The 18560-nt window shown below is 73.3% G+C and carries 17 protein-coding genes; 5 read left to right on the top strand and 12 right to left on the bottom strand.

The window, feature by feature from the left end:
- The 4 genes from FQ330_RS11660 to FQ330_RS11675 form a co-directional block, all read right to left on the bottom strand.
- A partial coding sequence (locus FQ330_RS11660) for a dTDP-4-dehydrorhamnose 3,5-epimerase family protein (protein WP_146357001.1) occupies positions 1–511 on the bottom strand: 511 nt, incomplete at its 3' end.
- Between the two features lie 15 nt (positions 512–526).
- Positions 527–1525 carry a dTDP-glucose 4,6-dehydratase gene (rfbB, locus tag FQ330_RS11665; protein WP_146357769.1) on the bottom strand — a complete coding sequence of 333 codons (999 nt, stop codon included), beginning with the start codon at positions 1523–1525 and terminating at the stop codon, positions 527–529.
- Positions 1526–1565: 40 nt separating this feature from the next.
- A complete protein-coding gene (locus tag FQ330_RS11670) occupies positions 1566–2966 on the bottom strand; it encodes a phosphomannomutase/phosphoglucomutase (RefSeq protein WP_128189268.1) in 1401 nt (466 codons plus the stop codon).
- 25 nt (positions 2967–2991) lie between these two features.
- Positions 2992–3216, bottom strand: a complete 225-nt coding sequence (locus tag FQ330_RS11675) for a DUF3499 family protein (RefSeq protein ID WP_128189269.1) — start codon at positions 3214–3216, stop codon at positions 2992–2994.
- A 56-nt stretch (positions 3217–3272) separates the two neighbouring features.
- Here FQ330_RS11675 and FQ330_RS11680 point away from each other — a divergent pair, with 56 nt between their 5' ends.
- On the top strand, positions 3273–3695 hold the full coding sequence (locus tag FQ330_RS11680; protein WP_128189270.1) for a hypothetical protein: 423 nt from the start codon (positions 3273–3275) through the stop codon (positions 3693–3695).
- A gap of 165 nt (positions 3696–3860) precedes the next feature.
- Here FQ330_RS11680 and FQ330_RS11685 read toward each other — a convergent pair whose 3' ends face one another.
- The 5 genes from FQ330_RS11685 to manA form a co-directional block, all read right to left on the bottom strand.
- Positions 3861–5447: a DUF5719 family protein gene (locus FQ330_RS11685; RefSeq protein WP_146357771.1), complete on the bottom strand. Its 1587-nt coding sequence runs from the start codon at positions 5445–5447 to the stop codon at positions 3861–3863.
- Positions 5444–8218 carry a glycosyltransferase gene (locus FQ330_RS11690; RefSeq protein ID WP_146357773.1) on the bottom strand — a complete coding sequence of 925 codons (2775 nt, stop codon included), beginning with the start codon at positions 8216–8218 and terminating at the stop codon, positions 5444–5446. Before FQ330_RS11690 ends, FQ330_RS11685 begins: the two co-directional genes overlap by 4 nt.
- A 77-nt stretch (positions 8219–8295) precedes the next feature.
- Entirely contained in the window at positions 8296–9573 is a 1278-nt protein-coding gene (locus FQ330_RS11695; protein WP_128189273.1) for an O-antigen ligase family protein, read from the bottom strand.
- Positions 9574–9632: 59 nt separating this feature from the next.
- Positions 9633–9890 (bottom strand): WhiB family transcriptional regulator, encoded by a 258-nt coding sequence (locus FQ330_RS11700; protein ID WP_192575945.1) that lies wholly within the window; start codon positions 9888–9890, stop codon positions 9633–9635.
- Positions 9891–10112: 222 nt separating this feature from the next.
- Positions 10113–11231, bottom strand: coding sequence for a mannose-6-phosphate isomerase, class I (gene manA / locus FQ330_RS11705; protein ID WP_225792840.1), 1119 nt, complete (start codon positions 11229–11231; stop codon positions 10113–10115).
- Between the two features lie 115 nt (positions 11232–11346).
- Here manA and FQ330_RS11710 point away from each other — a divergent pair, with 115 nt between their 5' ends.
- A complete protein-coding gene (locus FQ330_RS11710) occupies positions 11347–12525 on the top strand; it encodes an acyl-CoA dehydrogenase family protein (RefSeq protein WP_146357779.1) in 1179 nt (392 codons plus the stop codon).
- Here FQ330_RS11710 and FQ330_RS11715 read toward each other — a convergent pair.
- Positions 12500–13270, bottom strand: a complete 771-nt coding sequence (locus FQ330_RS11715) for a polyprenol monophosphomannose synthase (protein ID WP_225792841.1) — start codon at positions 13268–13270, stop codon at positions 12500–12502. The genes FQ330_RS11710 and FQ330_RS11715 overlap by 26 nt on opposite strands.
- 121 nt (positions 13271–13391) lie before the next feature.
- Between FQ330_RS11715 and FQ330_RS11720 the strand changes: the two genes are divergently transcribed.
- Positions 13392–14387: an acyltransferase family protein gene (locus tag FQ330_RS11720; RefSeq protein ID WP_192575939.1), complete on the top strand. Its 996-nt coding sequence runs from the start codon at positions 13392–13394 to the stop codon at positions 14385–14387.
- 64 nt (positions 14388–14451) lie between these two features.
- A complete protein-coding gene (locus FQ330_RS11725; protein WP_146357785.1) occupies positions 14452–15303 on the top strand; it encodes an NAD-dependent epimerase/dehydratase family protein in 852 nt (283 codons plus the stop codon).
- Between the two features lie 74 nt (positions 15304–15377).
- On the opposite strand, the gene FQ330_RS11730 is transcribed toward FQ330_RS11725, so the two are convergent.
- On the bottom strand, positions 15378–16703 hold the full coding sequence (locus FQ330_RS11730; RefSeq protein WP_146357787.1) for an ISL3-like element ISPfr2 family transposase: 1326 nt from the start codon (positions 16701–16703) through the stop codon (positions 15378–15380).
- 107 nt (positions 16704–16810) lie between these two features.
- A complete protein-coding gene (locus tag FQ330_RS11735; RefSeq protein ID WP_146357789.1) occupies positions 16811–17122 on the bottom strand; it encodes a putative quinol monooxygenase in 312 nt (103 codons plus the stop codon).
- 107 nt (positions 17123–17229) lie between these two features.
- On the opposite strand from FQ330_RS11735, the gene FQ330_RS11740 reads away from it, so the two are divergent.
- Entirely contained in the window at positions 17230–18171 is a 942-nt protein-coding gene (locus tag FQ330_RS11740; RefSeq protein ID WP_146357791.1) for a GlxA family transcriptional regulator, read from the top strand.
- Positions 18172–18560: the final 389 nt, after the last annotated feature.

The raw sequence follows: 18560 nt of genomic DNA on the forward strand, positions 1-18560 counted from the left end.
CGCTCAGCTCGGCCTGCTCGAGCGGGATCGGCCAGGCGATCGCGGCGGTCGGGTCGGCGAGGTTGAGGAACGTGTACTCGCTCTGCGCCTCGGCCGACCAGTGGTCGTTCACGAGGTACGAGTAGGCCGTGTCCTCCTCGAGCGCCTGGAACGAGTTGCCGACGCCCCGCGGCACGAACACCGCGATCGACGGGTCGATCTCGATCGTGAACGTCGCGCCGAACGACGGGCCCTCGCGCAGGTCGACCCACGCGCCGAACACGCGGCCGGCGGCGACCGAGATGTACTTGTCCCACGGCTCGGCGTGGATGCCGCGCGTCACGCCCGCGGTGGCGTTGAAGGAGATGTTGTTCTGCACCGGCCCGAAGTCCGGCAGCCCGAGCGCCAGCTGCTTCTCGCGCTGCCAGTTCTCCTTGAACCAGCCGCGGTTGTCGCCGTGCACCGGCAGGTCGATCACGAGGAACCCCGGGATCGGGGTCTCGCGCACCGCGAGCTGCTTGCCCGTCTGCATCAGTCGCCCTCGGTCTCAGTGCCCGGCCTGGGCGTACTTCGCCTCGGCCTCGGCCTTCTGCTTCCGCCACCACGGCTCGTTCGCGCGGTACCAGTCGATCGTCGACGCGAGCCCCGCCTCGAAGTCGGTGAACGCCGGCGCCCAGCCGAGCTCCTCGCGCAGCTTCGTCGCGTCGATCGCGTACCGCATGTCGTGGCCCGGGCGGTCCTTCACGTGGTCGAACGCATCCGGCTCCTGCCCCATCAGCCGCAGGATCGCCTGCACGACCTCGAGGTTCGAGCGCTCGCCCTCGGCGCCGATCAGGTACGTCTCGCCGATCCGGCCCGACTCGAGGATCCGCAGCACCGCCGAGGAGTGGTCGTCGGCGTGGATCCAGTCGCGCACGTTCTCGCCCGCCCCGTACAGGCGCGGCCGCACCCCGTCGATCACGTTCGTGATCTGCCGCGGGATGAACTTCTCCACGTGCTGGCGCGGACCGTAGTTGTTCGAGCAGTTCGAGATCGTCGCCTCGAGCCCGAACGAGCGCACCCACGCGCGCACCAGCAGGTCGGAGCCCGCCTTCGTCGACGAGTACGGGCTCGACGGGTTGTAGGGCGTCTCGGGCGTGAACTTCGCTGGGTCGTCGAGCTCGAGGTCGCCGTAGACCTCGTCGGTCGAGATGTGGTGGAAGCGCGTGCCGTGCTTGCGCGCCGCCTCGAGCAGCGTGAACGTGCCGATCAGGTTCGTGTGCACGAATGGCGACGGGTCCGACAGCGAGTTGTCGTTGTGCGACTCGGCCGCGTAGTGCACGACGGCGTCGGCGTCGGCGACGAGCGCGTCGACGACCTCCGGGTCGGCGATGTCGCCCACCACGAGCCGCACCCGGTCCTCCGGCAGCCCCGCGAGCGTCTCGCGGTCGCCCGCGTAGGTCAGCTTGTCGAGCACCACCACGTCGTGGTCGGCGTTCGCGACCGCGTAGTGGACGAAGTTCGAGCCGATGAACCCGGCGCCGCCGGTGACGAGGAGCTTGCTCATGCCCCCCAGCGTAGTGTCCGGGCGGCGGTGCGCCGGGCCGTCAGGCGCGGATGAGCGCCAGCACCTCGTCGCGGATCGCGGCCATCGTCGCCGCCTGCTCGCCCTCGACGTTGAGCCGCAGCAGCGGCTCGGTGTTCGAGGGGCGCACCGAGAACCACCACGCGCCGTCGGCGGCCATCACCGTCAGCCCGTCGAGCTCGTCGAAGTGGCCGCGGCCCGCGAAGGCCTCGACGATGCGCGTGTACGCGGCAGGCACGTCGGCGACCGTCGAGTTGATCTCGCCCGACGACGCGTAGGGCGTGTAGCGGGCCGCGAGCTGCGACATCGGCTCGTCGTCGCCGCCGAGCGTCGCGAGCACGTGCATCGCCGCGAGCATGCCGTTGTCGGCGCCCCAGAAGTCGCGGAAGTAGTAGTGCGCCGAGTGCTCGCCGCCGAAGACGGCGCCCGTCTCGGCCATGCGGTCCTTGATGAGCGAGTGGCCGACGCGCGTGCGCACGGGCGTCGCGCCCGCGGCGGTGATCGTCTCGGGCACGGCGCGGCTCGTGATGAGGTTGTGGATCACCACGACGTCCTGCTCCCCCGCCGCCTGCACGCGGCGGATCTCGCGCTCGGCGACGATCGCGGCGACCGCCGACGGCGACACCGCTCCGCCGCGCTCGTCGATCACGAAGCAGCGGTCGGCGTCGCCGTCGAACGCGAGGCCCAGGTCGGCGCCGTGCTCGACGACGGCGGCCTGCAGGTCGACGAGGTTGGCCGGGTCGAGCGGGTTCGCCTCGTGGTTCGGGAACGTGCCGTCGAGCTCGAAGTACAGCGGCACGACCTCGATCGGCAGCGGGCCGAGCCCGGCAGCCCCGCCGAGCACCGCCGGCACCGTCATCCCGCCCATGCCGTTGGCCGCATCCACGACGACCTTGAGGGGCCGGATGGGCGTGAGGTCGACGAGCGAGCGCAGGTGCGCCGCGTAGTCGGGCAGCACGTCGCGCTCGGTGAGGCCACCACGCTCGGGCGCCTCGGCGAGGCCCTCGTCGAGGTAGCGCTGCGCGCCGTCGCGGATGGCGGCGAGGCCCGTGTCGAGGCTCACACCGCGCGCGCCGGCGCGCGAGAACTTGATGCCGTTGTAGGCGGCGGGGTTGTGGGATGCGGTGAACATCATCGCGGGCGCGTCGAGCGAGCCGGAGGCGAAGTAGGTCGCGTCGGTGGAGCAGAGCCCGATCATGACGACGTCGGCGCCGCGCGCCCGCGCGCCGTCGGCGGCGGCCGCGGCGAGCGCGGGCGACGAGGGCCGCATGTCGTGGCCGATCACGATCGGGGCGGCCCCGGGCCGGCCGGCGTCGACCTCGTCGGCGAACGCCGCGCCGAGGGCGCGCACGACCTCCTCGGTCAGCTGGCCGTCGACCAGGCCCCGCACGTCGTACGCCTTCACGATGTCGCTCAGCGCCATGGTTCCCTCTTCGCTCTGGTGGCCCCTACCGGGGCGCTCTGCCGGGCTCGTGCCGCACGACGCGCCACCCGGCGGGGCCGGCGGCGCGCTCCGCGTGCGGGTCGCACAGGTCGTAGCTGCCCTCGATCGCACCCCGCCGGCTGGCGGGCTGCAGCGGTCCGACGACGAGCAGCTGCTCGCCGTAGTCGACCGTGACGGTGCGGTCGGCGTACCTGCGGCACCCGGGCCGAGAGCACGTCCTGACGTCCATCCGGTCAAGGGTAGTGCCGCCGCGGTCCGCGGCCGGCCGACACGTAGGATGAGGCCATGCCCGCGCGCCAGCACTCCCGCGGTTCGCGCCACGGCCGCGACATGCGGTCGTCGATCGCCGGCCCCGTGCTGCCGTTCCTGTCGTCGCGCGAGACGCGCTTCGAGGACATCGCGGCCGACGCCGCCGACTACGTGCAGGCGCTGTGGCCGGCAGAGCTCGGCGACGTGGTCTTCCAGTGGGCCGACATGCCGCCGCGCTCGCTCGCCGATCGCGTCGACGAGGTGCCGGAGTGGGCCGTCGACGCGCGGCGCCGCACGATCACGATCTACCGGCTGCCGCTGCAGCGGCTGCCGCGCGTGCACATCGACGACGCCTGGCACCGGCAGGTCGCGATCGAGGGCGCCGTCTTCCGCGCCGCGGCCGAGCTCATCGGCCGCGACCCGTGGGAGGTCGCCCCCGACCGCTGGCGGCACCATTGAGCCCGGAGCGCGCAATGCCGCGCAGCGGCGTTGCGCGCGGAGGGCTCAAGGTCGCGCGCTGGAGCTGAAGGCGGAGGCCCTTTCGGGCCTCCGCGCGACGCCAGCGCCGACGGCCGTCTCGGCCGTCGGTCCAGCGGCCGCAGGCCGCGTACCGAGACCCAGTCATCAGTGCAGGACGGTCACGCCCTCCGCCGCCGGCCCCTGCGGGCTCGCCGTGAAGCCTGCGATGGCGCTGTCGCTGCGGTAGCCGACCCCGATCACGAGGTCGTCGCCGACCACCTCGACCGCACCGCCGTCGACGGCCCGCTCCAGCACGCCCATCGCCGGCAGCCGCACGGCCTCGCCGTCGATCGTGATCTCCTGCTCGGCGTCGGAGGTGCTGACGACGTGCAGGCGGGCGCCGGGCCCGGCCGGCACGGCGATCGACGAGGCGCCCGAGCGCGGCTGGCCGCCCGCGACCCAGTCGAAGTCGAGCCCCTCGCCCGCGATCGCGACGCTCCGCGCGCCTGCGACGACCGGCGCATCCGACTCGATCCGCACCGCGAGCGTGCCGACCGGCAGCTCGTCGAGCGGGAAGTCGGTGACCCTGCCCGCCTCGAGCGACCCCTCCGACTCGATGGTCGAGCCGTCGCCCGACTGGAACACGACGCGCACCGCGCCGCCCGTCGGCGAGAGCAGCCGCAGCACGGGCGTCGTGTCGTCGTAGTCGGGCTGCGTCTCGAGGCCCGACGGCTCGGCGACGACGACGCCCGGCAGCACTGCGCCCGTGAGCGCCGACACCGGGTCGACGACGTCGAAGCCGCCGCGCTCGAGCCCGCGCGTGATGGTCTGCTGCAGGTGCGCCGTCACGGGGGCGCCGGTGGATGCGACGTGCACGACCGCGTCGGCGACGCCCGGGGCGATCGCGGCGAGGTCGAGCACCTCGACCTGCCCGGCACCGACGGCGACGCCCGTCGACCCCACGGTCTCGACCGGCCCGTCGGGCCCGTAGACCGTCACGTCGACGCTCGCAGCGACCTCGGAGCCGTTGGCGATCGTGAGGGTCGTCTGCCTGCCCGTGCGCGTGGAGCCCCCGACGAGCCACTGCTCGAGGCGCGTCTCGGCGCACTCGCTCGCGGCGAGGCCGCGCACGGCGTCGACGTCGACCGAGACGGACTGCGCGGCGGAGAGCGTCGAGCTCTCGCCGCGCTGCACGATCGACGCCGCGCCGGGCAGCTCGGCCTGGCGCATGGTGAGCGGCACCTGCGCGACGTCGCCACCGAGGCTGCCGACGGTCACGCTCGGCTCCTCGATCGCGGCGAGCGCGAGCGCGTCCTGGCCGTCGGCGGTGCCGACGCGCAGCACCGGGCCGGCGCAGACGCGCGACTGCATGGGCGATGCGGGCAGCACGTGGGTCGATGGCGCCTGCGCCTGGGCCCGGAGGTCCTCCGGCAGCGCGGTCGCGCCGAGCACCGCGCCGACGCCGAGCGCCGCGGCGGCGAGCCCGGCGAGCCCGCGGGCGCTCCACCGCACCGCGTCGCGGCGCTCGAAGCGCCGCCGCGACTCGGCCGCGTCGTTCGCGGCCGCCTCCCGGTCGGTGAGCGCGACGTCGCTCGCGATGTCGCCCGACGGCTCGGCCTCCGCCTCGACGGCGAGCTCCGCCTCGGTGGGCTCGTGCTCGCGGGGCGGCTCCTCGTCGTCGCGGATCGGCGAGGGGTCGTCGAACTGCTGGGACTCGTCGAGCGGGTCCGGCGTCTCGTCGCGATCGGTCACTGCCACTCCCCCGTCGTCTCGAGCCGCCTGGTGCGCACGCGCGCGCCGCGCCGCAGCGACGGCAGCGCCGCCACCACCGCGCCCGCGAGCGCGGCGAGCTGCCCGGCGAGCAGCCAGCCGGCCCAGGCGGGGCGCTCGACGGGCGGGCCGCCCGCCGCCTCCAGTCGCTGGTAGAGCAGGCCCGCCTCGGTCTGCCCGATCGCCTGCAGGTCGCCGCGCGCGTCGAGCGAGCGCTGCGCGCGGTCGTGCACGGCCGCGGCGCCCTCCCGCTCCTGCTCGAGGAGCACGAAGCGGATGCCGTGCTCGTCGAGCAGCGCGGCGACGTCGGCGTCGCCCCCGGAGGCCATGTCGACGGAGGCCTGGGCGAGCTCGGCCTCGGCGGGGCCGGCCTCCTCGCGCACGAGCTCCTCGGTCGAGACGGCGTCGAGCGTCAAGCCGTGGCCGCGCTCGACGTCGACGCCGATGAGGCCCTCGGCGAGCGGCCGCAGCACCATCGTGCCCACCTGCGGGTCCTCCTCGGCCGCCGCGTCGACGAAGGCCGGCATGCGCCGCTCGGGCGCGGCGATCACCGTCGCGGGCAGCAGGAACGAGGTCGCGATCACGGGCACCGCCGCCGCGACGGCGGCGAGGGCGACGATGCCGCCGGGCACGGCGCCGCGGCGGTCGTCGAGGTCGACGGCGACGACGGCGAGCGCGATGAGCGCGGCGAGCATGACGGATGCGCCGGTGCCGGCCCAGACGGCGACGGGCTCGCCGTCGAGGGAGGCGACGGAGAGCCGCGACGCGGCGACCGCGGTGGCGTACCCGGCGAGCAGCAGCGCGAGCCACGGCCACGCGCGGGTGGGCCGCAGGACGATGCCCGCGAGCGCCGCGAGCGCGAGCGGCGCGAGCAGCGCGAGGGCGATCCACTGGGCGTCGAGCTCGGGCGCGGTGGCGGCGACGGCGCCCTCGAGGCTCGCGAGCGTGCCGTCGGGGCCGAGCAGGGCCGCCTCGACCGGGGTGGGCGGGGTGGAGGGCTTCGGCACCCCCGGGTCGGCGAGCGCCGCGAGCGGGCGGCCGTCGATCCACCGGGTGACGACGATCGGCGCGAGCAGCGCCGCGGCGGGGAGCAGCGCGGCGAGCGGCCGCAGCGGCGCCCGCCACCCGGTGCCCATCGCGATGACCGCGAGCAGCAGCATCGCCGGCAGCAGCACCGGCGCGCCGGCGACCGCCACCGCGAGCGGGATCGCGGCGGCGCCCGCGGCGCGCCACGAGCGGTGGGCGCGCAGCAGCCCCGCGACGGCGAGCGGCAGCGCCACGTGCGCGAGCACCGCACCGAGCCGCCCGTCGACGATCGCGACGAGGAGGATCGGCGAGAGCGCCCAGACGGCGGCGGCCACGGCGGGCGCCCACCGGGAGTCGGTCATCGCGCGCACGGCGAAGAACGCCGTGACGGAGGCGATCGCCGGCGCGAGGAACAGCACGAGCACGATCGCGGTGGAGGGCTGCCACGGCGTGAGCGAGCCGAGCAGCGCGAGCAGGATCGTGAACGGGTCGGCAGGCCCGACCACCTCGCCGAGCGCGTCGCGCGGGCCGGCGAGCGCGTTCGCCCACACCTCGGCGAGCGACCCCGACAGCGGCAGCAGGGCGCCGCCGGTCGCGGCGCTCGCCGCGATGAGCTGCGGCGACAGCACGACGCCCACGACGACCGCGAGCGCGGTGACCCACAGGCCCGCGCCCTCGACGAACCCGACGCGCTCGTCGGCGACGCGCTGCATCTGCTCGGGGTCGCCGAGCGTCCGCCGCCGCGAGCGCACCGTGCGCCAGCTCGCGCGCAGGCCCCGCATCGACGACCAGCCGGTCGCCTTGGTGCGGGCGATCCGACGCCGCGCGCGAGCGGTCGCGGGCAGCGCGACGAGCGTCGCGAGCGTCGCCCGCCACTCGGCGAGCACGGCGGCGGGCCGCTTGGCGAGCAGGTGCGCGACGGTGCGCACGACCGCGAGCGGCAGCAGCAGGAGCCAGTGCGCGATGAGCGCGAGCGGGTTCGCGTAGGCGAGCCGGCGGTGCAGCTGCGCCCGGCGGGCGACCGCCACGCGCTGCGCGTCGCTGACGGTGCGGGCGTCGAAGTGCTCGGGCCCCCCGGCGCGGCGCACCCGCGCGCGCGGCTCGACCGCGACGCGGTGGCCCGCGAGTCGCGCGCGCACGCCGAGGTCGAGGCCGGCGTCGATCGAGCGCAGCGCCGGGTCGAAGCCGCCGAGCGCCTCGAACACGTCGCGCCGCACGAGCATGCCGGTCTCGGCGACGCCGAGCACGTCGGAGTCGTCGTCGTGCTGGCCCTGGTCGAGCTCGCCCTCGTGCAGCAGCATGCTGCGACCGAACGGGGTCATCGTCTGCCCGAGCTCGGCGAAGCGGTCGGGCAGGTCGGCGCGCATCACCTTCGGGCCGACGATCGCGACGCTCGGGTGCGACTCCACGTGGCCCAGCAGCGCCTGCAGCGCGCGCGGGTGCGGCGCCGCGTCGTGCGCGAGCACCCACAGCCAGTCGCCCGGCTCGGCCGATGGCAGCGCGCCCGCGCCCCGGTTCACGAGCTGCCCGTACGGCAGCCGCGCCGCAGCGACGACGCTCGCGGCGCGCGACGCCTCGAGCACGGCGCGCGTGTCGTCCTTCGATCCGCCGTCGACGGCGATCAGGCGGTCGGGCGCGACCGACTGCGCCTCGATCGCGGCGAGGGTCGCGGGCAGGTACGCGGCGCCATTGCTGGCCGCGAGCACGGCGAAGACCCTCGGATGCACCCGGCAAGGCTAGGCGCGCAGGGCTCGGCGGGCTGGGGTTGGGCCCGGTGCGCCGCCGAATCGCCGCCCGGCGCGCGTCAATGCGTGAGGATCGCCTGCGTGCGGGGCGCGCGCGGCGCGATCTGCTTGCGGAGCGGCCCGATGACGAAGATGACGAGCAGGATCATGCCGAACTCGATCCAGGGCCGCGACTCGGCGAGCCCCTGCACGAACAGCGCGACCCACAGCAGCAGCGGGATGGCGTTCAGCGCGCGCTCGCCGATCGGCGACCGGTACAGCGCGCCGAGGCAGTTGGCGGCGGCGCGGTACTGCAGGCCCGCCCACAGCAGCACGCCGACGAGCCCGAGCTGCATGAAGACGTCGAGCCACACGTTGTGCGCCTGCAGGTAGACCATGCCGTGCATCTCGCCGAGCCGGTCGAACGGCTCGACCCACGGCAGCCAGTAGCCGAGGTAGCCGACGCCCACGACGGGGCTCTCCATGCCGAGCGCGATCACGCGGCCCCAGATGTCGAAGCGGCCCGTCATGTCGGCGTCGCGGCCCAGGAAGTCGGTGACGGCCGTCCAGTTCGCGATGATGAGGCCGACGCAGACGAGCCCCACCGCGATCGCGAGGCCGAAGATCCGGTAGAAGGCCGCGCCCCGCCATCGCACCCAGCTCACGACGAGCACGGCGAGCACCGCCACCATGGCGGTCGCGAAGAGCACGGTCGCGCTGCGGGTGAGCACGTGGACGAGGATGGGCAGGCCCACCCACACGGGCCACCACCGGTCGACGCCGGCCACGGCGCGGCATCCGGCGATCACGAGCGCGATGAGCGCCACCATGCCGAGCAGGTTCGCGTTGCCCATCACGCCCTGCACGCGCCCGCCCTCGAAGAGCAGGCCGCTCGACCAGTGCAGCTCGCCGCTCACGTCGGGCGGGTAGTCGGCCCAGAGCGGGAACAGCGGCCGCCGCAGCACGAGCGCGACGAAGGCCTCGAACAGCAGCGACGCGGCGAGCAGCCCCTGCATCGACCAGTGCGTGACGTCGAGGATGACCCGGTACGGCAGCGATGCGATGAGGACGGCGCTCGCGATGGTGCCGAGCAGGATGAACGACCCGAGCAGCGACCATCCGGGCGAGATCGCCCACACGGCCGAGGCGATGGCGGCCGCCGCGAACGCCACGACCGGCACGGGCATGCGGTGCAGCCGCACCCGCAGGAGCCCGAGCTCGATGAAGACCCAGACGAAGGTCAGGCCGACCAGCGCACCCCAGACGGGGTAGCCGATCACGTTGCGGACGGCGTCGCCCGCGGCAGCGTTGGTGACGATCCAGGCTGCCAGCGCGGTGCGGCGGCGCTGGTTCGGCATGGATCCATGGTTCCACGTCCCGCTGTGGACGCGGGCGCCCGCCTCGCGGGTCAGGGCGCTCAGGCCAGCTTGCGGAGCTTGCGGCGCTCGCGCTCGGAGAGCCCGCCCCAGATGCCGAAGCGCTCGTCGTTCTCGAGCGCGTACTCGAGGCACTGCTGGCGCACCTCGCAGCCGTCGCAGATGCGCTTGGCATCGCGGGTGGAGCCGCCCTTCTCGGGGAAGAACGCCTCCGGGTCGGTCTCGGCGCACAGCGCGTCGGTCTGCCAGGCGAGGGCGTGGTCGGCCGCGTCGTCGCGGACCCCGGGAACGCCCAGCATGATCGGGTCGACGAACCAGTCGCCGGGCACCCCGCGTCGCAGGGCACCCTCTTCGGCGCCTCGCGCCGTCGTGCTGCGCTGCACTCCCTCTCGCATGGCTTCCCCCGGTTCTGCGGGACCCCGGCCGGGCCCGCGTTGCACCCAATTACACCGGTGTAGTTCGCCCCGCGTCAAGTCGGGAATCCTAGGAGTGTCGCGGCCTCTCGGGGCGCAGCGCCGCACTCACGGCGTGTCGCGCTCGAGCGCGAGCCACGCCTCGTCGGAGCGCACCTCGAACGGCTCCGCCGCATCGATCCACGCGCCGGCCGCCTGGGGCAGCTCGTGCTCGGCGCCGTCGATCGCGACGCGCGTCGGCCGCGCCGCGAGCAGCAGCCCCCGGGCGCCGCCCTCGACGCGGTGGACGCCGGCGATGCGGCGCAGCTCGAAGGGCGCCGCAGGGCGGTACGCGACCGCGCCCTCGAGCGGCGTCGACGCCAGGCGGGGCTCGACGAGCGGCGTCGTGTCGACGACCCGCAGCAGCTCGGGCACGTCGACGTGCTTCGGGGTGAGCCCGCCGCGCAGCACGTTGTCGCTCGGCCCCATCAGCTCGATGGCGAGGCCCTCGAGGTAGGCGTGGAGGTTGCCGGCCGGCAGGTACAGCGCCTCGCCCGGCGCGAGCGAGACGCGGTTGAGCAGCAGTGCCACGAGGATGCCCGGGTCGCCCGGGTGGGTGCGCGCGAGCCGGTCGACGGTGTCGGCCTCCACGGGGTGCGCCGCCGCGATCGCCGGAGCGGCCGCCTCGGCGGCGGCGACGGCGGCGGCGACCTCGTCGCCGCCCGAGAGCAGCCACGCGAGCGCGTCGCCCGCCCGCACGCGCGCGGCGACGGGCGCGAGCCGCGCATCGGCCGCCGCGAGCGCGTCGAGCACGCGCAGCGCCTCGCCGGCGGGGCGGAAGCCGCTCAGCGCCTCGAACGGCGTCACCGCGACGATGAGCTCGGGCTTCGGATGGGGGTCGCGGTAGTTGCGCTCGGGCGCGTCGCGGGCGATGCCGAGCCGGTCCTCGCGCGCGAAGCCCTCCTGCGCCTCCGAGGCATCCGGGTGCGCCTGCAGCGACAGCGGCTCGGCCGCCGCGAGCGCCTTCAGCAGCAGCGCCGGCTGCGGCCGGCCCCACGCCTCGAGCGCCTCGCCGAGCCCGCGCCCCGCGTGCTCCCCCGCCGCGACGGTCGACGGGCAGCCCGGGTGCGCGCCGAGCCACAGCTCGGCCTCGGGGTCGCCGGAGGCGTCGCGGCCGAGGTAGTCCGCGAGCAGCGTCCTGCTGCCCCACGCGTATGCCCTCGGCTCGTTGGCGATCGGCACAAACACGCGCGCGGTCTCCTTCCGGCAGATTGGCACGAGCGTACCAACGGGCGGGGCGGTCGCCGCCCGCCGCCCTAGCCTTGCCGCGACGGCCGAGCTCGGCCGGGAGAGACGAGGAGCCATGACGTTCACGCCGCTGGAGAGCGACTTCTACGGGTTCGCCGCCGACCTCAGCGAGGCCGAGCAGGCGTCGCTGGCCGAGGTCCGCGCGTTCATGGAGGAGCGCGTGCGACCGGTCATCGACGAGCACTGGCACCGGGACGCGTTCCCGACCGAGCTCGTGCCCGGCATCGCGGCGCTCGGCGTCGTCGGCCCCGGCTGGCCCGAGACCGCGAGGTTCGAGAACTCGGCGGTGTACCGCGGCTGGGTCGCGCTCGAGATGAGCCGCGTCGACGCATCCGTGTCGACCTTCGTCGGCGTGCAGAACGGCCTCGTCGCAGGATCGATCGGCGTCGCCGGCTCCCCGGAGCAGCGCGCCGAGTGGCTGCCGCGCCTCGCCGACTGCTCGGTCATCGGCGCCTTCGGGCTCACGGAGCCCCTCTCGGGCTCCGACTCGGCGCAGGGGCTGCGCACCACCGCCCGCCGCGAGGGCGACGAGTGGGTGCTCGACGGCGCCAAGCGCTGGATCGGCAACGCCACCCACGCCGACATCGTCGTCGTGTGGGCGAAGGACGTCGAGGACGGCCAGGTGAAGGGCTTCATCGTGCCGACCGACGCGGCGGGCTTCCGCGCCACGAAGATCGAGCGCAAGATCGCGCTCCGCATGGTGCAGAACGCCGACATCGAGCTCGAGGGCGTGCGCGTGCCGGAGTCGATGCGGCTGCAGGGCGCGTCGAGCTTCCGCGACACCGCGCGCGTGCTGCGGCTCACGCGCGCCGAGGTCGCGTGGAGCGCCGTCGGCGTCATGATCGGCGCCTACGAGGCAGCCGTGCGCTACACGACCGAGCGCGTGCAGTTCGGCAAGCCCGTCGCCGGCCACCAGCTCGTGCAGGACCTGCTCGCCAAGTCGCTCGGCCACATCACCGCGTCGATCGCGCTGTGCGTGCAGGTCTCGCGGATGCTCGACGAGGGCCGGCAGGAGGACGCCCACTCGGCCCTCGCGAAGGCCTTCGCGACGACGCGGATGCGCGAGGTCGTCTCGTGGTGCCGCGAGGTGTGCGGCGGCAACGGCATCGTGACCGACTACGACGTCGCCCGCTTCTTCGTCGACGCGGAGGCGCTCTACACGTACGAGGGCACGGCGCAGATGAACGCGCTCATCGTCGGGCGGGCCATCACGGGGAGCTCGGCGTTCGCCTGACGCTCCGCAGCGACTCGGCCGCGCGGCGCATCGCGCGGCCGATCGCCCAGCCCGTCACGTGCGTGAGCGCCTCGCGCACGATGCCGGGCGTCATCTTCGACACGCCGAGCTCCCGCTCGCGGAAGAGGATCGGCTCCTCGACCACCGCCGCCCCCGCGTCGTGCGCGCGGCGCGTCATGTCGATCTGGAAGCAGTAGCCCTGGCTGCGCACGTCGTCGAGCGGCAGCCGGCGCAACAGCTCGGCGGTGTAGGCGCGGCATCCGGCCGTCATGTCGTGCACCGGCGAGCCGAGCGCCACCCTGGCGTACAGGTTGCCGGCGCGCGAGATCGCCTCCCGGTGCCAGGGCCAGTCGACGATGCCGCCGCCCGCGACCCAGCGCGAGCCGATCACGAGGTCGGCGCCCGGCCGCGCGCCGTGCCGCAGCCGCGCGAGCATGCGCGGCACCGCGTCGGCCGGGTGCGAGCCGTCGGCGTCGAACTCGACCACCGCATCCGCGCCGCGCTCGAGCGCGAGCCGCATGCCGTCGAGGTAGGCCGCGCCGAGCCCCTGCTTCGCGGGCCGGTGCAGCACGCTGATGCGCGGGTCGGCCGCGGCCATCGCGTCGGCGAGCTCGCCGGTGCCGTCGGGGCTGCTGTCGTCGATCACGATCACCTCGACGTCGGGCGCGGCCTGCAGCAGCCGGTCCATGGTGACCGGGAGCGCCTCGATCTCGTCGTAGGTGGGGACGAGGACGATGGCGCGCAATGGGGCTCCGAGCGGTCGTGGACAGGATCGGGTGCATCCTCGCACACGGCTCCCGGGACGTCGGCCCGCGGGCCCGCGCTGCGATACCGTGGACGGTCGTCCGCCCCGAGGAGCCCGCAGCATGACCGAGACCCCGCCCGTGGTCGCGCCCGCCCGGCGCGAGCGGCTGCTGTGGATGGACGGCCTGCGGGGCCTCGCCATCCTGCTCATCGTGCTCCTGCACGCGACCGAGATGCTGCGCTCGATCGGCCTGCAGCCGCACATCGCGGTCGACGTCTTCAACACGGTCGCGTCGCCGTTCCGCATCCCGCTGCTCATGACGCTCTCGGGCATGCTGCTGGGCGGCTCGCTCTCGAAGAGCGCGGGCCGCTACGTGAGCGGCAAGCTGCGCGCGATCGCCTGGCCGTACGCCGTGTGGCTCGTGATCGTGCTGCTCGTCTTCCCGAGCCTCGGCCCCGACATCCTGGTGCGCGGCCTCTGGGCACCGAACACCTACCTCTGGTACCTGCACACGCTGCTGATCGCCTACCTCGTGGCGCTCGCGCTGCGCCGCGTGCCCGACTGGATCAGCATGGTCGGCGCGCTGCTGCTCGCGGCCGCCGTCACGCTGCTGCCGATGCCAGATCTCGTCGCGACGATGAAGCTCGAGCGCACGTTCCTCATGCTCGCGTTCTTCTTCGCCGGCCACCTGCTGATGCAGCACCTGCCGACCGCGCTGCCGCTGCTGCGCCACCCGATCTCGATCGTCATCGGCCTCGTCTGCACCGGCAGCGTCGTGGTGGCCTCGCTGCAGCCGGGCTCGGCCGTCTCGAACGACGTGACCTTCGCCGTGCCGCTGCTCGCATCGCTCGCGGTCGGGCTCGCGCTGCTGTCGCTCCTGCCCTGGCGCGACCCGGTGTCGCGCTGGCTGCGCTGGGTGGGCCGGCACTCGATCGTCTACTACGTGACCCACTGGATCGCGCTCTACTGGACGCTGCAGCTCGTGGCGGGCCCGCTCATCCGCTTCGGCTTCAGCGAGGTCGCGGTCGCGATGGTCGTCGGCGCGATGGCGGCGGGCGCGGCGCTCGCGTGGCTCGTGCAGCTGCGCACGCCCGTGCGCTGGCTGTTCCGCGTCTGAGGGGCGACCTGGATAGCATCGGAGCGGGGCCGAGCGGCCTCCGACGCTCGGCAGAGGAGAGATCGTGACGCAGCAGCACGTGGTCGTCACCGGCGCGGCCGGCTACATCGGCAGGCACGTCGTCACGGCGCTCCTCGACGAGGGCGCTCGCGTGACCGCGGTGGTGCGCCAGCACCGCGCCTACCGCGTCGACGAGCGCGCCGACATCGTCGAGCTCGACCTGCTGGCGCCCGGCGCCGACCTCGCCCGGCTCACCGCCGAGGGTCCGGATGCGCTCGTGCACCTGGCATGGGAGGCGGGCTTCGCGCACGACGCGCCCGCGCACATGCTGCGGCTCTCGGACCACTACCGGGTGCTGTCACACTTCGCGGAGGCCGGCGTCGGCCGGATCGCGGCGCTCGGCACGATGCACGAGGTCGGCAGGCACGAGGGTGCGATCACCGCTGAGACCCCCACGAACCCGATGTCGCTCTACGGCATCGCGAAGGACGCGCTGCGCCGCGCGGTGCTGCACTCCTTCGGCGAGACCCATGCGGTGCAGTGGCTGCGGGCGTACTACATCTACGGCGACGACCGGAACAACCAGTCGATCTTCACGAAGCTGCTGCAGGCGGCCGAGCAGGGCAAGCAGGTGTTCCCGTTCACGACGGGCACGAACCGCTTCGACTTCATCCACGTGCGCGAGCTCGGGCAGCAGATCGCCACGGTCGCGCTGCAGGACGAGGTGCGCGGCGTGATCAACGTGTGCTCGGGCGAGCCGGTGTCGCTGCGCGACCAGGTCGAGCGCTTCATCGCCGACCACGAGCTCGACATCCGCCTCGACGTGGGCGCCTTCCCCGACCGCCCGTACGACTCCAAGGAGACGTACGGCGACGCGACGGTCATCCGCGAGCTGATGGCGAAGCGCGCCCGCTGACCGCGGAGAGACAGCAGCGGGGGCCGGCCTGCGCCGGCCCCCGCTCTCGTCGCTCGGGAGCCCCTAGAAGGGGCTCATCCCAATCGGGGGTGTAGAAGTTGGGGTCTGAAGCCGCCGGTCTCGAGCAGGCTTCGGGCGATGTAGTTGGTCAGGTTGCGGAACCCGAGTGCGGAGCCGCGCAGGTGTTCGAGCCGTCCGTTGAGCGCCTCGGTCGGCCCGTTGCTGGTGCCGGGTCGTTCGAAGTAGGCGAGCACGTCAGCGGCTCGCTTCTTCAGGGTCCGGCCCAGGGTGGTGAGCTCGGTGAGCACCTTGGGGACGCCGGCGCTGAGGTCGGTGATCAGCTTCTCCATGAGCTCGCGGCCACGTTGCCGGTCCTCGTGGCGATAGGCGGCGATCATGCGCTGGTAGACACCCCAGGTCGCCTCGACCTCGACGTGAGCGTCATCAACGAACAGCGCGCGTAGCCTGTCGCTCTGCTTGTCGGTGAGCAGGTCCGCGCCGGTGTGCAGCGTGCGCCGCGACTTGTAGAGCGGGTCGTCCCTGAACCCACGGTGCCCGTGGATCGCGAGTTGGACCCGGCGCCGGCACCTGTCGAGGGCGTCACCGGCCAGGCGCACGACGTGGAAGGGATCCATCACCGTGACCGCGTCCGGGATCTCCTCCGCAGCGGCGGTCTTGAACCCGGTGAAGCCGTCCATCGCGACCACCTCGACCGCGTCACGGAAGGCGTCGTCGCGGTCGGCGAGCCAGGTCTTGAACGCCGCCTTCGACCGGCCCTCGACCATGTCCAGCAGCCTTGCTGGGCCGGCGCCATCGCGGACCGGGGTGAGGTCGATGATCACGGTGACGCACTTGTCGCCACGCCTGGTGTGGCGCCGGACGTGCTCATCGACGCCAATCACCTTCACGCCCTCGAACCGCTTGGGGTCGTTGATCAGCAGCCGCTTGCCTTCGGCCAGGACCGCGTCGTTGGCGGTGTCCCACGCGACCCCGAGTCCCTCGGCGACACGGGCGACGGTGAGGTGTGCGACCACGATCCCTTCCAGCGCCCACCGCAGCCCGGTGCGCGAGAGCTTCGCGCGTGGCTCCGCCGCGGCGCTGGTGTCTTGGCGCCACACGTGTCCGCAGTCTGCACAGCGGTAGCGGCGCACTACAACTTCCAGCACGGTCGGTCGCCAGCCCAGCGGCTCGTGGGCCAACCGCCGGATCACGGTGTCACGAGCGGCGCCTTCGCTGCCGCACCGTCGGCACCACTGATCTGGTTCCACCACGCGGCACGCGAGGACCGCACGATCCGGTTCAAGTCGTTGCCCGATCACGCTCAGACCGAGGCCGTCGAGTCGAGCGAAGGCGGTCAGGTCAGGGCGGCCGAAGCCGGGCGGCGGGGTAGCGTCGGGCACGTCGAGGTCTCTCCGATGGATGGCGTAGGAGCCTCCATCGTCGGGAGACCCCGACGTCTATCTGCGGACCGACTCGGCGGGGCGCGATCGTCTCGTGCGTTGGCGGACTACGGGAGCTTGGACGCGAGGACGTCGGCCGCCAGGATCTCGGGTGCTGCGCCGAGGAGGTGCTGGTTGGCCATCAGGGCTGCGACGATGGCGCCGTTGGCGTGGGCGTCGCGAGCGGCTTCGTCGGGGAATGCATCGAAGATCCAGAAGGTGTCGGCGTGGGTCCTGACCGCGAACCAGACAATCGTTCCTACTTCTTCGTTGGCGAGTGCGACAGCGCCGGCGAGCAGATCGGCGAGCGCGTCGTGCTGTCCATCGGCCGCGACGATCTTGGCGACGAAGGCATACGGAAGTGATGAGGGTGTGGACATGAGGGGTTCTCCTTGAAGTCGGGGTTCTTCGTGGGGCGAGTTCAGCGTATGACGAGCGAGGGCCGGTGGGGAGTGGCGTATACGGCAGTATTGCTATTGTTTACGTCATGCGTATCGGACTGATCGCGATCGACGGCTGCTTCGGTTCGGCTATCGCGTCGATCATCGACATCGTGCGGGTGGCCGACGGAGCCCGCGGCGATGTCGACCCGCGGATCGACCCGATCGAACTCGCCATCCTCGGACCGAAACGGCGAGTGACCACGACGGCATCGATGACCCTGTCGGTGGACCACCCGCTGTCGGAGTCCGGAGAGTTCGACGTGGTCGTCGTCCCTGCGCTTGGAACCCTTACGGCCGCCGCGACCCACGACGCCCTCCAGAGTCGAGATGCTCGTTCGGTCATCGCCTCACTCGGGCGCCTCGACGACGCGACCACCCGGATCGCCGCGGCGTGCACCGGCGTGTTCGCCGTCGCCGAGACAGGACGGATGCATCATCGGCGGGCGACGACCAGCTGGTTCCTGGGGCCGGAGTTCCGGAAGCGCTATCCGACCGTCGCCCTCGATCTCGACACCATGGTCGTGGTCGACGGGAACCTCGTCACCGCCGGCGCCGCCTTCGCCCACATCGACCTCGCGCTCTCACTCGTGCGATCGATCAGCCCCGACCTGGCCCAACATGTCGCCAAGCTCCTCATCATCGACGAGCGCCCGTCGCAGGCGGCTTTCGTCGCCTACGAACATCTCCGGCACGAGGACCCGATCGTCGTCGAGTTCGAACGCTTCGTGCGCGCCCGCCTGGACGAACCGTTCAACGTCGCCTTCGTCGCGCAGTCGCTCGGCACCAGCCGGCGCACCCTCGAACGACGAGTCCGTGCGGCGCTCAACCTCACTCCGCTCGGCTTCGTCCAACGGCTTCGCACCGAACGAGCTCGACATCTCTCAGCAACCACGGACCTCACCTCCGCCGAGATCGCGCTACGGGTCGGCTACGCAAACGCCGAGACTCTGCGCTCCCTCCTGCGCAGGGAGCGACGCCGTTCCTGACCTATCGCCATGCCTGTAGCTTGTGTCCTAGCGCTCGGTTGGAACCACCTCTCAGCACGTCGCGTCGACGCTCCTGCGTCGCCCTGGACTACCCACTCGACACGCCCGCAGCACAGCCCATGTGACGTGCCCCGGCTTCCCGGACGGTCGGGGTTGGGTGGCTGTGATGTCGCTGCGTTCTCGTCGAGAGGGTCAGCAGACCCGATCAGAGCCGATTGGGATGAGCCGCGAAGGCGGTTAGGTCAGGGCGGCCGAAGCCGGCCGGCGGGGTAGCGTCGGGCACGTCGAGGTCTTTCGGATGGATGGCGTAGGAACCTCCATCGTCGGGAGACCTCGACGTCTATCTGCGGACCGACGCGCCCGGCCGACCTACACCTTCATCTGGGAAG

Source organism: Agrococcus sediminis, from assembly GCF_007923295.1.
Classification (GTDB): Bacteria; Actinomycetota; Actinomycetes; order Actinomycetales; family Microbacteriaceae; genus Agrococcus; species Agrococcus sediminis.

Bases quoted from the DNA above. Each gene is read 5' to 3' on its own strand.
- rfbB (WP_146357769.1), bottom strand. From the start codon at position 1,525: ATGAGCAAGCTCCTCGTCACCGGCGGCGCCGGGTTCATCGGCTCGAAC.
- FQ330_RS11670 (WP_128189268.1), bottom strand. From the start codon at position 2,966: ATGGCGCTGAGCGACATCGTGAAGGCGTACGACGTGCGGGGCCTGGTC.
- FQ330_RS11675 (WP_128189269.1), bottom strand. From the start codon at position 3,216: ATGGACGTCAGGACGTGCTCTCGGCCCGGGTGCCGCAGGTACGCCGAC.
- FQ330_RS11680 (WP_128189270.1), top strand. From the start codon at position 3,273: ATGCCCGCGCGCCAGCACTCCCGCGGTTCGCGCCACGGCCGCGACATG.
- FQ330_RS11695 (WP_128189273.1), bottom strand. From the start codon at position 9,573: ATGCCGAACCAGCGCCGCCGCACCGCGCTGGCAGCCTGGATCGTCACC.
- FQ330_RS11700 (WP_192575945.1), bottom strand. From the start codon at position 9,890: ATGCTGGGCGTTCCCGGGGTCCGCGACGACGCGGCCGACCACGCCCTC.
- FQ330_RS11710 (WP_146357779.1), top strand. From the start codon at position 11,347: ATGACGTTCACGCCGCTGGAGAGCGACTTCTACGGGTTCGCCGCCGAC.
- FQ330_RS11720 (WP_192575939.1), top strand. From the start codon at position 13,392: ATGACCGAGACCCCGCCCGTGGTCGCGCCCGCCCGGCGCGAGCGGCTG.
- FQ330_RS11735 (WP_146357789.1), bottom strand. From the start codon at position 17,122: ATGTCCACACCCTCATCACTTCCGTATGCCTTCGTCGCCAAGATCGTC.
- FQ330_RS11740 (WP_146357791.1), top strand. From the start codon at position 17,230: ATGCGTATCGGACTGATCGCGATCGACGGCTGCTTCGGTTCGGCTATC.